The sequence below is a fragment of the Bradyrhizobium sp. genome (assembly GCF_016219575.1).
Lineage (GTDB): Bacteria > Pseudomonadota > Alphaproteobacteria > Rhizobiales > Xanthobacteraceae > Bradyrhizobium.
This window is the reverse complement of the sequence record NZ_JACRMG010000001.1, coordinates 40,870-54,085: the sequence shown is the minus strand read 5'-3', so window position 1 is coordinate 54,085 and position 13,216 is coordinate 40,870. Positions and strand designations below refer to the sequence as shown.

General features: G+C 61.0%; 12 protein-coding genes. 4 read left to right on the top strand and 8 right to left on the bottom strand.

Going from position 1 to position 13,216, the window contains the following annotated elements:
- Window positions 1–44 precede the first annotated feature (44 nt).
- Entirely contained in the window at window positions 45–1,022 is a 978-nt protein-coding gene (locus HZB49_RS00275; protein WP_291608430.1) for a tripartite tricarboxylate transporter substrate binding protein, read from the top strand.
- A 73-nt stretch (window positions 1,023–1,095) separates the two neighbouring features.
- Here HZB49_RS00275 and HZB49_RS00270 read toward each other — a convergent pair whose 3' ends face one another.
- From HZB49_RS00270 to HZB49_RS00255, 4 genes are all read right to left on the bottom strand, one after another.
- Complete coding sequence (locus tag HZB49_RS00270) at window positions 1,096–1,917, bottom strand: enoyl-CoA hydratase-related protein (RefSeq protein WP_291608429.1); 822 nt, start codon at window positions 1,915–1,917, stop codon at window positions 1,096–1,098.
- A 78-nt stretch (window positions 1,918–1,995) separates the two neighbouring features.
- Entirely contained in the window at window positions 1,996–2,700 is a 705-nt protein-coding gene (locus HZB49_RS00265) for an SDR family NAD(P)-dependent oxidoreductase (protein WP_291608428.1), read from the bottom strand.
- A gap of 17 nt (window positions 2,701–2,717) precedes the next feature.
- Window positions 2,718–5,045: a molybdopterin-dependent oxidoreductase gene (locus HZB49_RS00260; protein WP_291608427.1), complete on the bottom strand. Its 2,328-nt coding sequence runs from the start codon at window positions 5,043–5,045 to the stop codon at window positions 2,718–2,720.
- A 16-nt stretch (window positions 5,046–5,061) separates the two neighbouring features.
- Complete coding sequence (locus HZB49_RS00255) at window positions 5,062–5,685, bottom strand: TetR/AcrR family transcriptional regulator (RefSeq protein ID WP_291608426.1); 624 nt, start codon at window positions 5,683–5,685, stop codon at window positions 5,062–5,064.
- 170 nt (window positions 5,686–5,855) lie between these two features.
- On the opposite strand from HZB49_RS00255, the gene HZB49_RS00250 reads away from it, so the two are divergent.
- The 3 genes from HZB49_RS00250 to HZB49_RS00240 all read left to right on the top strand — a co-directional run bounded on the left by HZB49_RS00250 (window position 5,856) and on the right by HZB49_RS00240 (window position 8,900).
- Entirely contained in the window at window positions 5,856–7,055 is a 1,200-nt protein-coding gene (locus HZB49_RS00250) for an acetyl-CoA C-acyltransferase (protein WP_291608425.1), read from the top strand.
- A 95-nt stretch (window positions 7,056–7,150) separates the two neighbouring features.
- The gene (locus HZB49_RS00245) at window positions 7,151–8,362 is read left to right on the top strand and encodes a multidrug effflux MFS transporter (protein WP_291608424.1); all 1,212 of its coding nucleotides are present in this window, start codon (window positions 7,151–7,153) and stop codon (window positions 8,360–8,362) included.
- 226 nt (window positions 8,363–8,588) lie between these two features.
- On the top strand, window positions 8,589–8,900 hold the full coding sequence (locus tag HZB49_RS00240; protein WP_291608423.1) for a YciI family protein: 312 nt from the start codon (window positions 8,589–8,591) through the stop codon (window positions 8,898–8,900).
- Between the two features lie 178 nt (window positions 8,901–9,078).
- On the opposite strand, the gene HZB49_RS00235 is transcribed toward HZB49_RS00240, so the two are convergent.
- Genes HZB49_RS00235 through HZB49_RS00220 form a run of 4 tightly spaced genes read right to left on the bottom strand, consistent with a single transcriptional unit; the run spans window position 9,079 to window position 13,205 of the window.
- The gene (locus HZB49_RS00235) at window positions 9,079–9,732 is read right to left on the bottom strand and encodes a flavin reductase family protein (RefSeq protein WP_291608422.1); all 654 of its coding nucleotides are present in this window, start codon (window positions 9,730–9,732) and stop codon (window positions 9,079–9,081) included.
- A gap of 35 nt (window positions 9,733–9,767) precedes the next feature.
- Complete coding sequence (locus HZB49_RS00230; RefSeq protein ID WP_291608636.1) at window positions 9,768–10,781, bottom strand: nitronate monooxygenase family protein; 1,014 nt, start codon at window positions 10,779–10,781, stop codon at window positions 9,768–9,770.
- Between the two features lie 53 nt (window positions 10,782–10,834).
- A complete protein-coding gene (locus HZB49_RS00225; protein WP_291608421.1) occupies window positions 10,835–12,022 on the bottom strand; it encodes an acetyl-CoA C-acyltransferase in 1,188 nt (395 codons plus the stop codon).
- Window positions 12,023–12,074: 52 nt separating this feature from the next.
- Entirely contained in the window at window positions 12,075–13,205 is a 1,131-nt protein-coding gene (locus tag HZB49_RS00220) for an acyl-CoA dehydrogenase family protein (RefSeq protein ID WP_291608420.1), read from the bottom strand.
- Between the last annotated feature and the right edge of the window lie 11 nt (window positions 13,206–13,216).

Below are 13,216 nucleotides of genomic sequence, written 5' to 3'. Positions count from 1 at the left end.
TCGAACATATGAAGCAACGGGAGGAACACTTGGGGGGGGCATCCATGATCGACAGACGCACGTTGCTTGGAGCGAGTGTCGCGCTATTGGCCGCGCATAAAGTTGCGGCAGCGGAGGTGTGGCCGACAAGGAATGTTCAAATTCTTGTCGGCTTCGGCGCCGGAGGGGTGACGGACGTCGCCACGCGTCTTCTGGCGGAGGGACTCCGCCAGCGCATCGAAAAACCAATCGTAATTGAGAATCGTGTGGGCGCGACTGGCCTGATCGCCGCCGGCACGGTCGCACGCGCCGTCCCGGACGGACATACGCTTCTTGGGATGCCGGGCACCATCACGATCGCGCCTTCCGTCCTTCCGGATATCGTCCTTGACGTGAGGCGAGACCTTCAGCCGATCACCATCTTTGCGACGTCACCGAACGTGCTCGTCGTGGCTCCAAGTTTTGCTGCGCGGACACTGCAGGAGTTCCTCACGACGGTAAGGAGCAAGCCACGGGACGAGTTCGCATACGCTACGTCGGGGCGCGGCACGACCGTACACCTGATGGCCGGAATGATCGAACGTTCCGCCAACGTGAAGATGCGCATGGTACCCTTTCGTAGCTCGACAGACTCCATACAGTCGGTGATCGCCGGTGAGCTCCCGATGGTGTTTTCGTCATTGAACTCCGCATTGCCATTCATCCAGTCAGGGGCCGTGCGTGTAATTGGCGTAGCATCAGAACGGCGTACACCAATTCTCCCCGACGTTCCGACGTTCGATGAGGCCGGGTTAGTAGACATACGGAGCGACACCTGGTTCGGGCTCGCGGGGCCGGCAGGCATGCCGCGGCCGGTACTCGATCAGATTGCCGGGCTTTGCGCCGCCGTCATGGCCGAGCCGGCGATGCTTGAGCGACTCGCGGTGCTCGGCGCCGAGCCACTTCTTCTCGGCCCCGACGCAGCTCGCGACCAGATCGATCGTGAACTCACGGCGTTTTCAAGCCTGACAAAGATCATGGGAATTCATCGCGATCAGACCTGATTGTTGGCGAGAGGTCCAATCAATGGATGAGGTTCAGACCCGCTGGACCTAAAAGGCGATGAACCGAAAAGTTTCACCTGAAACTAGGAGCGCGTTTCTCGATGAAGGCGCGAACGGCTTCGGTATGCTGCGCGGTGCTCGCTGCGAGGACCATCTTCTCGGCCTCGTGATCCAATGACGTCAGGAAGTCAGCCGACAAAGCAAGGTCGAGATTATCCTTGATGGAGGCAAAGGCACTCCCCGGACCGTTCGCCAACGTCCTCGCGATCCCAAATGCTTCGCTCTGCAGGTCAGCATCAGGCACCACGCGATTTACCAGCCCCAGAGCTTCGCAGCGGCATGCATCGATCCGTTCGGACAGGAACATCAGTTCGCGGGCACGCGCCGTCCCGGCCAATCGGGTCAACAGCCACGAAATGCCATAGTCACCGGTGAGCGCAATCCTGGCATAACCAGTCGTCATGATGGTAGATTCGGCTGCGATACGAATGTCGCAGGCGAGCGCGATCGCAAGCCCAGCGCCAGCCGCCGGTCCCGGCAGGGCCGCGATGGTGGGTTTACGCACCGAGACAAGTACGCCGGTCAGGGTTCGCTGGCGTTCCTGCAATCGCGCAACCTTGTCGCTGAATGACATGGCCGGCGCGGCAGAGTTGCCGCCCATCCCCTTGACGTCGCCGCCCGAACAGAAAGCACTGCCTGCACCGGTAATCAGCAGTGCACCGACGTCCGGATCATCCCCATTGCGCTTGATCATCCGGCGCAACGCCGGCGTGAGATGGTCGGAGAGCGAATTTCGTGCTTCCGGTCGGTTCAAGGTGATCACGGCGACGCGATCCCGGATTGCACACAGCAGTTCGTCCGTCCCTGTATCAATCGAGATTGACTCATCAGTCATAGTTCTGACCTTTCAGGTCCAGCGTCTGCGGCGCTCTTAAATCAGTAAGCGCGTTACCCAGCTGTAACCGCGTTTCTGTTACCAGTTTTCGCGGAATGGCCGCAGTTCCGTGAGGAATGACCAGGCCGACCGGTCCTGACCGTAGAGATGGTACAACTCGTCGGCGATGGCGGCAGGTTTGATGAAGAACTCATCCGGTTTGTCGCTCATTCGCGCGCGCATCCGGGGCGTGTCGATCACGGCGTCGATGAGAACATAGGCGACGTGCACGCCGCGAGGTCCCATGTCACGTGCGATCGACTCGGCCAATATACGCTGCGCCGCCTTTGTCGGAGCGAAGCCGGCGAAATTGGCCTTGCCTCGGATCGACGACGTGTTTCCGGTCACCAGGATTGCGCCCTTGCCTCGATCGATCATGTCAGGAGCCACTTCGCGGGCCAGGTACAACAAGCCCATTACGTTGACCTCGAAATTGCCCTTCAGCATCTTCGGATCGATCTCGCGAAAGCTTCCCCAGCCTCCTCCGACCGCGTTGTGGATGAGAACCTCGGCCGCTCCAAAACGGCGCTTTACGTCCGTGACCACGGTCTGCACCTGGCTCTCGTCGGACACGTCGCAGGTCATCGCGTGGACGTCGGGAAGCTCTTGCGCAAGGCGATTGATGAGCTCCGCTGAGCGGGCAAGCGCTATGATCCGGAACCCGCCAGCAGAGAAGCGCTTGACGATGGCAGCTCCTGTGCCCGGCCCTACCCCGGTCACGATCGCGATTGGCTTCTCGGTCATTTGACGCTCCCTTCGAGCTACTGTGCGGCCGCTCTCATATGAATTCGCTCGGACTGCGACTGATAGGCGGCAGCCTCGTGCGCCGATACCAGGGTCAGACGAACCGCAACGTTCTTGTGGTAGGGCGTGCCCGCAATGGGGTCGCGGTTGCCGCTCTCGGTGAGCAGATTGATGCGCGGCCCGTTGATCAGGCGCTCTCCGTCCGAGGTTGGGTATGCCTGACCGTAGCCGTGCGGCAGCGCCAACTGGCCATTGCGCATGGCGTCATCGACCTTGCAGCGGACGACGAGCCGCCCGACCACCGACTCGACGGCGATCCAGTCGCCATCCTTCGCGCCCAACTCGCTCAGATCGTTCGAATTGATCAACATGGCGCCATCCGGATCGTCGCGACGCCATGCGGGATCACGAAAGATCTGGTTGGCGTTGAACATGCGGCGGCCACCGGCCGCCAGCATGAAAGGGAACTCCCTTGGCGCACCCGCTGCTTGCGGATCGAGCCGTGCCAGCCATTCCAGCATCTGCGGGACCACCAGCCGAACCTTGCGGTCCGAATGGCTGATCAATGACCAGACCTCATCATAGTCGTGCCGGGTAACGGCAGTGCCTTGCCGGGTGGCCACGATCGTATCGAACAGGAGATCGCCGAGCTGATGATCCGCCACATCATCCGATGCGCCGATCGCCCGCCGCACCGCTTGCGGCGATCGCTTCGCGCAAGCCAGCGCCGCGCTCCACATCGGGGCCGCGGCCGCCGTGCCATCCGGAAGCGTCTGCCCCAGCGTATGGTAAAGCACCAGGGCAGGAACTGCGCCGCTTGACGGGTTCTCCGCGATGAAAGCACGAAAGGCTGTGGCAAACTCGGCCCGCGAACGCCGCGCCGCCTCCCGCAGGGGGGCGAGCACATTGTCACCCGGCAGAAGCCCCAGGGCGACGGCAAGCCGCGTGTAAATCTCCGGCTCCGGCAAGGTGCCGGCGAGCGGCGGCAAGACACCGGCGCGAACGTGAAAATAGTTCGTCGGAAATTCGAAGTTGAACAGGGTAAATTCGGTCTTCTCGAATTGTGAGGACGCCGGGAGAACGTAATGCGCGAGCCGTGCGGTTTCGGTCATCGCAACGTCGACCACCACACATAGCTCCAGCGAGCGCAGCGCGCGCTCCACCGCCTCGGTGTTTGCTGCCGTGTTGGCGGGATTGGAGCTGTCGATCCAGGCACAACGCAACCTGTCGGGATGGTCCTTCAGCACCGCTTCGGGGAAAATGTTCGGCGGCAACAGGCCCCCAATGATCGCGTCGCCGGTCGGCGCGAATGTCTGGTTCGGAGAATTACCCCATAGCGGCTGAAGCCAGCTATGCAACTGGTTGGTGCCTTTACGGCCGAAACTGCCGGAAAGCATGATCAAAAGCTTTTCGAGATAGGAGTTGAGCGTCGAATTGATGCCTTGCTGGATACCAAGCTCGACCCGCACCACCATGGCCTTCGCCGCCACGATCATCGCGGCGCAACGCTCCAGGTCCGCGATCGAAATATCGGCGGCGGCAGCCCACTCTTCAACGGGGACGTTCAATAGCGCTTGCCTCACTTCCGCGAAGCCGATCGTGTGCTCCTCAATGAAGGCATGATCGACCCGGTCGGACCGGACCAGCGTGGCCAGCAGCGCGCCAAGGAGAAACGAGTCCGTGCCGGGACGAACCGCGAGATGCAGATCCGCCATTTCGGCGGTTTCGGTTCGCCTGGGATCAATGACGATCAGCTTGCGTGCGGGATCCTTGCGGATTTGATTGAGATGATCGCGCGCATTGGGAAAGCCGTGCGCGATCCAGGGATTTGCACCGATGACAAGTAAGAGATCGCAATGATGGACGTCCTCGGCGGTGTGGCAGGTCTGGCTGCCGAACATGTGGCCGTTGACCCAGAAGTCGCCGGTTTTTTCCTGCGAAAGGGCATTGAAGACGCTGCGCGAACCCAGCGCGCGCAACAATCCACTGGCGTAGGCGCCGCCGGCGTGGTTGCCCTGCCCGCCACCGCCGTAAAGGGCGATACTCTTGCCACCATATCTGTCGACGATGTCTCGCAGCCGCTCCGCGATTTCTGCGATCGCCACGTCCCATTCGATTGCATCAAAGCCGCCGTCGGCGCGACGACGCAGCGGGGTCGTAAGCCGATCCTTGTCATTCGCATAATATGGAATCCGGGTCGCCTTGTTGCACAGATAGCCCTGTGATTTCGGGCTCGAACGGTCGCCCCGCACTTTCTCCAGGCGCCCATCATTCACCCAGACTTCGATCCCGCAATTGATGTAGCACAGGTTACAGGCTGTCTTGAGCCATTTGCCGGCCGTCATAGTGACCTCCCTTACGTTATGATTTTTTGCAGCGCATCGCCTTTATGGTTCTTCGCTGGGGCTTCCGAATCCGCCCGCCTGCTGTCTTGCGGCCAGCATCGAGGATGCGGTCGGAAAGTTTCCCCGCGCCGACGGCACGCGACAGCACGATCGATCCCACCATGGTTGCGATAGCGCCCGTCGCGATTTGGCGGGCCTGTCGAGGTGGCTCACCGGGAAGGAGCTCGACAAGGACATCGATCATCTTCTCCAGTTTGGAAGCCAGGGCCTGCTGCTCGCCCGGGCCCGATCGAGCGACATCGGCGGCCAGGGTTGGAAGCGCGCAACCGTGTTTGGGATTGTCGCGATGCCGAGGACTTAGATAATCGGCGATCAACGCCTCGAAGCGCTCCCCGTTGGCCTTCCCGTTCGCCAGTTTCTTCCATCGCTCAGTCATTTGGTCCATTGCAAAGGCGATCGCCTCGCCAACGAGCGCGGCGCGTGAATCGAAATGATTATAGAAGCCGCCGTGCGTCAGACCCGCGAGCTTCATCAAGTCGACAACACTGAGCCCTTTGGCACCCTTGAGGCGCAGACCGTAGGAGGCATTTTCAACGATCCGACTGTGGGTTTGACGCCTGTGGTCTTCTACGTATCGCATTGCCACTCCGTGCAAGGTCCTAAGGTGGTCGGCTGTAAAGCCGTTCCCATCTCCTCCGAGCAATTCTGGAACCGCGCTTCCTTGATGGTCACGGCAACATTTCATTGCATTGCTGCTTATCTTATATGATTATCGTCATATAACAACACCTATCAACAGGAGAGTTCGCCATGGCCACCGCTTCCGACCCCGTCGTCATCCTTTCCGCCGCCCGCACGCCATTGGGCCGCTTCATGGGCGAGTTGTCGCCTCTCAGCGCCCACAAGCTCGGCTCCCACGTGATGTCAGCGGCGCTGGAGCGGGCCACGCTTGCCCCCGAGCGGATCGATGAGGTTTTCATGGGCAATGTATTGCCGGCCGGACAAGGTCAGGCACCCGCCCGCCAGGCCGCCCGCGGCGCCAAACTGCCGGATGCCACCGGCGCCACCACCATCAACAAGGTCTGCGGCTCCGGCATGAAGGCCACCATGCTCGCCCACGACATCATCCATGCAGGCTCGGCCTCGATCGTGCTGTCCGGCGGCATGGAGAGCATGAGCAATGCACCCTATCTGCTCGCCAAGGCGCGCGGCGGTTATCGTGCCGGCCATGACCGGATCATCGACCACATGATGATGGATGGGCTGGAGGACGCCTATGAGACCGGCCGCTCGATGGGCGATTTCGGCGAGGCTACCGCGGAAGCCTACCAGTTCACGCGCAAGGACCAGGACGCTTACGCGATCGAGACGCTGACCCGCGCGCGCAAGGCGGTCGAAGGCGGCGCGTTCAAGGCCGAGATCGTGCCGATCACGCTAACCGAAAAAGCCGGGCCGCGGATCGTCGCCAACGACGAACATCCGTTGAAAGTGGACCCCGCCAAGATCCCCGGGCTGAAAGCCGCGTTTCGCGCCAACGGTACCATCACGCCGGCCGCCTCCTCCGCCAATGCCGACGGCGCCGCGGCGCTCATTCTCGCAAAGCGCTCACTCGCGGATCGCGACCGCCTCCCCGTACTGGCCGAGATCAAGGGCCACGCGACCCACAGCCAGGAACCGCAATGGTTCACAACAGCGCCAATCCCGGCCATTCGCAAGCTGTTGGACAAGGTCGGCTGGAGCGTCGGCGATGTCGATCTGTTCGAGATCAATGAGGCTTTTGCCGTGGTGGCGATGGCGGCTCAGAAGGATCTCGGCATCCCCAGGGAGAAGCTGAACGTCAATGGCGGCGCCTGCGCGCTCGGCCATCCGATCGGTGCCACCGGCGCGCGCCTGATCGTGACGCTGTTGCACGCGCTGGAGGCGCAGAACCTCAAACGCGGCGTTGCAGCCCTTTGCATCGGCGGCGGTGAAGCCACCGCCATCGCGATCGAGCGCGTCGTCCGCAGATAGCACGGCCGATTCGACAAGAAGGGCTTGGCGAGCGGCGCTAACCGCGTCACTCGCCGCCTTGTAAACTGCCTATCCCTATCAGCGCGAAAGTTCCCATGGCTGACCAGTGCCAAACGGCCAAGAGCGTGCCGCGGGATGTTCCCGTCTCCAGCGGCCTGGCGATCGCGGTCCTTTCCGTCCTGGCCGCCATGGGAACGCTCGCGACCAACATCTTGCTGCCGTCGCTGCCACAAATTGCGATCTCATTGAATGTCACCAGCGCGGCGGTCACGTCCGCCATCACTGTCTTTCTTGCGGTGTTCGGGATAGGCCAACTCCTGGTCGGACCGCTTTCGGATCGCTACGGAAGACGCTGGCCAGTCCTGATCGGATTTGCCGTGTTCTTCGGCGGCAGCGTCTGGTGCGGTTTGGCAAACGACCTGCCTAATCTTTTGGCCGGCCGCGTCGTGCAGGCGGCAGGCGCTTGCGCGACATCAGTACTGGCTCGCGCCATCGCCCGCGACAAGTTCCGTGGGCCGGCACTGGCGCGCGCTATGGCTCTGATCATGATCGCAATGTCCGCAGCCCCTGGATTCTCACCGCTGCTTGGCGGCGCACTCGATCACAGTTTTGGTTGGCGCTCCGAATTCGCTCTTGTCGCGGCCTTTGCCGCGGCTGGCGCCATTGCCTACAGCATCATCCTCGGCGAAACCCACAATTCGATCCGCACCCCGTTCAATCTGGTCGCCATCGCCAGGACCTATGCTGGCCTGCTTGGCGATCGGCGTTTCGCCATACCGGCGGCAACCGCGAGCCTGATCATAGGCGGCTTGTTCTCGATGTTTTCGGCTGCGCCGCGCCTGTTCATTGAAGCGCTGCACTTCACGCCGATCCAGCTCGGCCTCTTCTTCGCCGGCACCGTCTTTATCGTATTCGCCGCGGGCATGCTGGCGACGAAATTGGCGCCACGCTACGGGCTCGATCGCCCGATCCGGGCGGGACTGTGGGCGACGGCCGCCAGCAGCGTTGCGATCCTGCTCATCTCGATGATCAGCCCGACCTTCTTGCCGTTTCTGGGCGCTATGTGCGTGTTTCTGCTCGGCATGGGCGTTGTCAGTCCACTGGCCACCGCGCGGGCGCTCTCTCCATTCGGGGAGAAGGCCGGCGCCGCCTCCGCGCTGCTGGGTTTCTGGCAGATGATGAACGCAGCAATCGGTGTATGGCTCGCTGCAACGGTGTCGCATGAAGCAATGTTCGCGCTCGGTGTCGTGTTGAGCGCGTTTTCACTGCTGGCTCTTGGTTTGTATGCGAGGATTCCGAGGTCTTGATGGCTACGACTCAACATAGGCCGCTCGTCAGTCACCCGCGGTTCAGCCCACGTATAAATGGATTGCTTCCCTAGAAGAATGGCGGCCGTCTTCGCCCCATGCGGCTCTTCATCTCCAAAAGACTTTCGACAGGAGCCCCCGCAAGCAGACAAATGTACCCGATTGATCGCTCATGTCGCGACATAGCCAACTGGATCAGCGTACCTCTTTCACCAAGGAACGAAGAATGAAGTTCTATCTTTGCAAGTATATCCCGCCGCGCGCGGATTTCCTCGCGACCACGACTGCCGAGGAAATGAAATGGATGAAGCAGCACGGAGATTTCTTGAATAACCTACTCGACAAGGGACTGATCGTGGCCCACGGCCCCGTGATGGATCCAAGCGGCGGGTATGGCGTGTCACTCTACCAGATTTCCGATGATCAGGACATCGCGACAATCACCTCGGAAGACCCCATCGTGAAGAACGGCGCCGGCAGCTACGAGCATTACCCCATGCTTCACTTGAAATCGCGGGTGACACCTCCACCAAGCTGATGGCACGAGCAGCGAACGAGGCTTGGCCGACCTTACACAATCACTCGCCAGCAGCGCGCTGTTGCAAGGTAACTCAGGACCACATTCATGACGACCGCATTGATTACCGGCGCGTCGAGTGGGATAGGCGCAGTCTACGCGCGCCGTTTTCACATGCCGTCATCGGTCCTCTCTCTGATCAACTCCCGTGAAACTCCGGTTTGCTGCTGCCAGCCGGGCGCTTCATCTCGAACATGTTCTCCGTCTTGACCTCAAGGTAATCTCCACCACGGCCGGCGCGCAGTATGGGACGCGCAAGTGCAGTGTTGTATACACCGTCCTCGATCAAAGACTTGTCGATGTATACTGCGACGACTTCGCCGAGCACGAACCATCCTTCGACTTTTTCACCACGCGCATTCGTCAACTGAGAGACCTCGGTGACCTTGCATTCCATAGCGGCCCTGCTTTCGCCTACCCGCGGCACAGCGACGTGGCGCCCGGGTATTGCCGTCAGCCCTGCTGCTTCGAACTCGCTCACGCCGTGATCGAGCGGCGTCGCCGTCACGTTCATGCGATCGCCCAACTCCATTGTCACCAGATTCCAGACGAATTCGCGGGTCTCGCTGACGTTCTTGACGGTGTCCTTCCACGAAATTGAGGAGAACCCGATTATCGGAGGATCGTAGAGGAACGCGTTGAAGAAGCTGTATGGAGCGAGATTCAGTTGACCAGCTGCATTCCGTGACGAAATCCAGCCAATCGGACGCGGCGCGACAATCGCGTTGAACGGATTATGTCGGAGCCCGTGACCCTTGGACGGCTCGTAATAGTGGAAGTCGGTCAGATCCATGAATTCCCCCGCCAGTGATATTTCGCTCGGAAAGGTTAGGCGATCGCCAGAGCGGCAGCCGGCCTCTTCCCGGCATCATCGAGGAAGCCAGTCAGACGCTGACGGATGATACGTTCGGCATCCGCCATGATGCGATCGATCAGTTCCTTGACCGTCGGAATGTCGTGAATGAGGCCCGCGACCATGCCGCAACTCCAGGCGCCCGCGTCCATATCGCCGTCGATCATCACCTTGGGATAGACGCCCGCCACCTGATCGTGGATATCCTCGATCTTGAGTTGCTTGCCCTTGGCTCGTTCGATTTCGAGCAGCTGCTCAACGCCCTTGTTGTTCAAAACGCGCTCGGTATTCCGGAGCCCGCGCATGACCAGACGGGTGTCGAGTTCCGTTGCCTTCACCAGCGCATCCTTGACGTTCTGGTGTACCGGCGCTTCCTTGGTAGCGATAAAGCGCGTTCCCATGTTCATGCCGGCGGCGCCCATCGCCAGCGCCGCGACCAGGCTGCGCGCGTCCGCCATACCGCCGGAGGCAACGAAAGGTATCTTCAGTTCCTCGGCCGCGCGCGGCAGCAGGATCATGTTGGGCATATCGTCTTCGCCGGGATGCCCGCCGCATTCAAAGCCATCGACACTGACGGCGTCGCAGCCGATCTGCTCAGCCTTCAGCGAATGTCGAACGGACGTGCATTTGTGAATCACTTTGATGCCCCCCGCCTTCAAGGCCGGCATGTACTGCTCGGGGCTGCGTCCCGCTGTCTCAACCACCTTGATTCCGCATTCCCTGATGGCTGCGATGTATTCCGGATAGGGCGGCGCGCTAAAGGTCGGCAGGAACGTCAGGTTCACGCCGAACGGCTTGTCCGTCATGTCCCTGCAACGCGCGATCTCCTTAGCCAGCAGTTCCGGTGTCCGCTGCGTCAGACCGGTGATGATTCCAAGCCCGCCGGCATTCGAAACTGCGGCAGCGAGTTCGGCAAACCCCACATAGTGCATTCCGCCCTGGATGATCGGATGTTCGATGCCGAACATCTCGGTGATTGCTGTCTTCACAAGTGCCTCCGATGTGGTTTCACAGATGCCTGGTCTAGCCGACTTGTTGCTCGTTAGTGGACAATTTCGAGAAGTCCTGCAGCACCCATGCCGCCGCCCACACACATGGTGACGACTGCGTATTTGGCCTTGCGCCGGCGACCCTCGATCAAGGCGTGGCCGGTCAGCCGAGCTCCGGTCATGCCGTAGGGATGGCCAACCGCGATCGAGCCGCCATTGACGTTGAGCTTTTCCGGATCGATCCCGAGCTTGTCGCGGCAATGGATGACTTGCACCGCGAAGGCCTCGTTCAATTCCCAGAGATCGATATCGTCGATCTTGAGTCCGTGACGCTTGAGTAGCCGCGGCACGGCGTAGACCGGCCCCACTCCCATCTCGTCCGGCTCGCAGCCCGCCGCGACAAACCCGCGGAAAATGCCGAGCGGTTTTAGTCCCTTCCGCGCCGCCAGCTTGTCGCTCATGATGACGGCGGCACTTGCTCCGTCCGAGAGCTGGCTCGCATTGCCGCCGGTAACAGTGAAGCCCGGCCCCTTTGCCGGCTTGACGCCCGCCAGACCCTCGGCCGTGGTATCGGGACGCGGCCCCTCGTCGGCCGACAGCGTCACTTGCTGATATGACACGGCGCCGGTCGCCTTGTCCGTTATCGCCATCGTGGTCTTGATCGGTGCGAGTTCGTCGTTGAAGCGACCGGCCTGCTGCGCTGCCGCGGTCCGGCGCTGGCTTTCCAGGCTATATTCGTCCTGGCGTTCGCGCGAAATGTCATAGCGCTTTGCCACGATCTCGGCGGTGTCCAGCATCGCGATGTAGGCGTCTCCTTTCATGGCGAGCAGCTCCGAATCGACGGCATGAAAATTGTTCATCTGGTTGTTTTGCACTAAGCTGATCGACTCGCCACCGCCGCCGATAGCGACTTCCACGCCATCGAAGATGACCGAACGCGCAGCCAAGGCAATCGCCTGAAGGCCAGATGCGCATTGGCGGTCGATGGTCGTTCCGGCCACGCTCACCGGAAGTCCGGCGCGTAGCAGCGCCTTCCGCGCGATATTGGTGCCCGTGGTACCCTGTTGCATGGCGCACCCCATCACGACATCCTCTACTTCGCCACCTTCGAGCTTGGCTCGCGACAGCGCCGAGGAGATCGCATGGCCTAACAGGGTCGCGCCCTCGGTATGATTGAGCGCACCTTTGTATGCCTTGCCGATCGGGGTGCGGGCGGTCGAGACGATCACAGCTTCAGTCATTGTTATACCTTCGGTTGGATATGACAGTCGGATTACCGCCTCGGACGCACAGTCAGCTTTGCTGCGCGTACCGCATCAGATGATAGGCAGGATCGCCAAACTGGATGTTGATGGAGCTTATTCGCTTGAAGTAATGACCGACATTCAATTCGTCGCTCATACCCATGCCGCCGTGCAGTTGCACGGCCTGCTCTGCGACGAAACGTGCGGCGTAGCCGACCTTGGATTTCGCGCCAGACGCCAGTTTCGATCCGTTTGGCTCCCGCGCCGCAAGGCTGAGGCTCAAATGTTGTGTGAGCGAAATCGATTCTTCTAGGGCGATGAACATGTCGACCATGCGGTGCTGCAGCACCTGAAACGTCCCGAGAGCAACCCCGAACTGCTTGCGCGCCTTGCTGTATTCAAGTGTCGCCGAATTCAGCACTGACATCGCGCCGACGGCTTCCGCGCAGAGCGCTGCGATAGCACGGTCGCGGCACGCTTCGAGCGCCACGACGCCTTCACCTTCGGCGCCAAGCAATTGGCTGGCCGGAACGTGGACGTCCATCAGCGTGAGTTCGGCGGCGCGCCGGCCATCGACGGTTTTGAAGCTTTGCAAGTGGAGATTGGCCGAATGGCGATCGACGACGAACAGGCTTACGCCGTCGCGATCGCGCGGCCCACCGGACGTGCGTGCCGAGACTATCAGTTTGTCGGCCCACGGCGCACCAATCACCGCCGCCTTCGCTCCGCTCAGGACGAAATTATCCCCCTGGCGCCGCGCCGTCGTCGTGACGTTGTTGAAATCGTAGCGTGACCGTCCTTCTGCCCAAGCCACAGCCCATATGGCGCTGCCATCCATGATGTTCGGCAGGAACGCCTCGCGCTGCTCGGGCGAGCCAGCGTCCTCGATCAGACCGCCGGCGAGAACAACGGTCTCGAAGTACGGTTCAATGACCAAGTGGCGTCCGAACTCACGCATCACAATCATTGTTGCAAGCGATCCGCCACCAAGGCCGCCGGAGCTTTCCTGAAACGGTGCCGCGCACAACCCTAGCTCGGCAAAGGCGCTCCAGTGCTTGCGGCTCCAGCCTTCATCCGTCGCAACAATTTTTCGACGCTCGTCGAAATCGTACTGATCGCGCAGGAACCGCTGAATGCTGGAACGGAGCAATTCCTGTTCTTCCGTCAACTGGATATCCATCCGATGCCTCG

Excerpts from the sequence above, each read along its gene's own strand:
- HZB49_RS00275 (WP_291608430.1), top strand. The coding sequence starts at position 45 with ATGATCGACAGACGCACGTTGCTTGGAGCGAGTGTCGCGCTATTGGCC.
- HZB49_RS00270 (WP_291608429.1), bottom strand. The coding sequence starts at position 1,917 with ATGACTGATGAGTCAATCTCGATTGATACAGGGACGGACGAACTGCTG.
- HZB49_RS00265 (WP_291608428.1), bottom strand. The coding sequence starts at position 2,700 with ATGACCGAGAAGCCAATCGCGATCGTGACCGGGGTAGGGCCGGGCACA.
- HZB49_RS00260 (WP_291608427.1), bottom strand. The coding sequence starts at position 5,045 with ATGACGGCCGGCAAATGGCTCAAGACAGCCTGTAACCTGTGCTACATC.
- HZB49_RS00255 (WP_291608426.1), bottom strand. The coding sequence starts at position 5,685 with ATGCGATACGTAGAAGACCACAGGCGTCAAACCCACAGTCGGATCGTT.
- HZB49_RS00250 (WP_291608425.1), top strand. The coding sequence starts at position 5,856 with ATGGCCACCGCTTCCGACCCCGTCGTCATCCTTTCCGCCGCCCGCACG.
- HZB49_RS00245 (WP_291608424.1), top strand. The coding sequence starts at position 7,151 with ATGGCTGACCAGTGCCAAACGGCCAAGAGCGTGCCGCGGGATGTTCCC.
- HZB49_RS00240 (WP_291608423.1), top strand. The coding sequence starts at position 8,589 with ATGAAGTTCTATCTTTGCAAGTATATCCCGCCGCGCGCGGATTTCCTC.
- HZB49_RS00235 (WP_291608422.1), bottom strand. The coding sequence starts at position 9,732 with ATGGATCTGACCGACTTCCACTATTACGAGCCGTCCAAGGGTCACGGG.
- HZB49_RS00225 (WP_291608421.1), bottom strand. The coding sequence starts at position 12,022 with ATGACTGAAGCTGTGATCGTCTCGACCGCCCGCACCCCGATCGGCAAG.
- HZB49_RS00220 (WP_291608420.1), bottom strand. The coding sequence starts at position 13,205 with ATGGATATCCAGTTGACGGAAGAACAGGAATTGCTCCGTTCCAGCATT.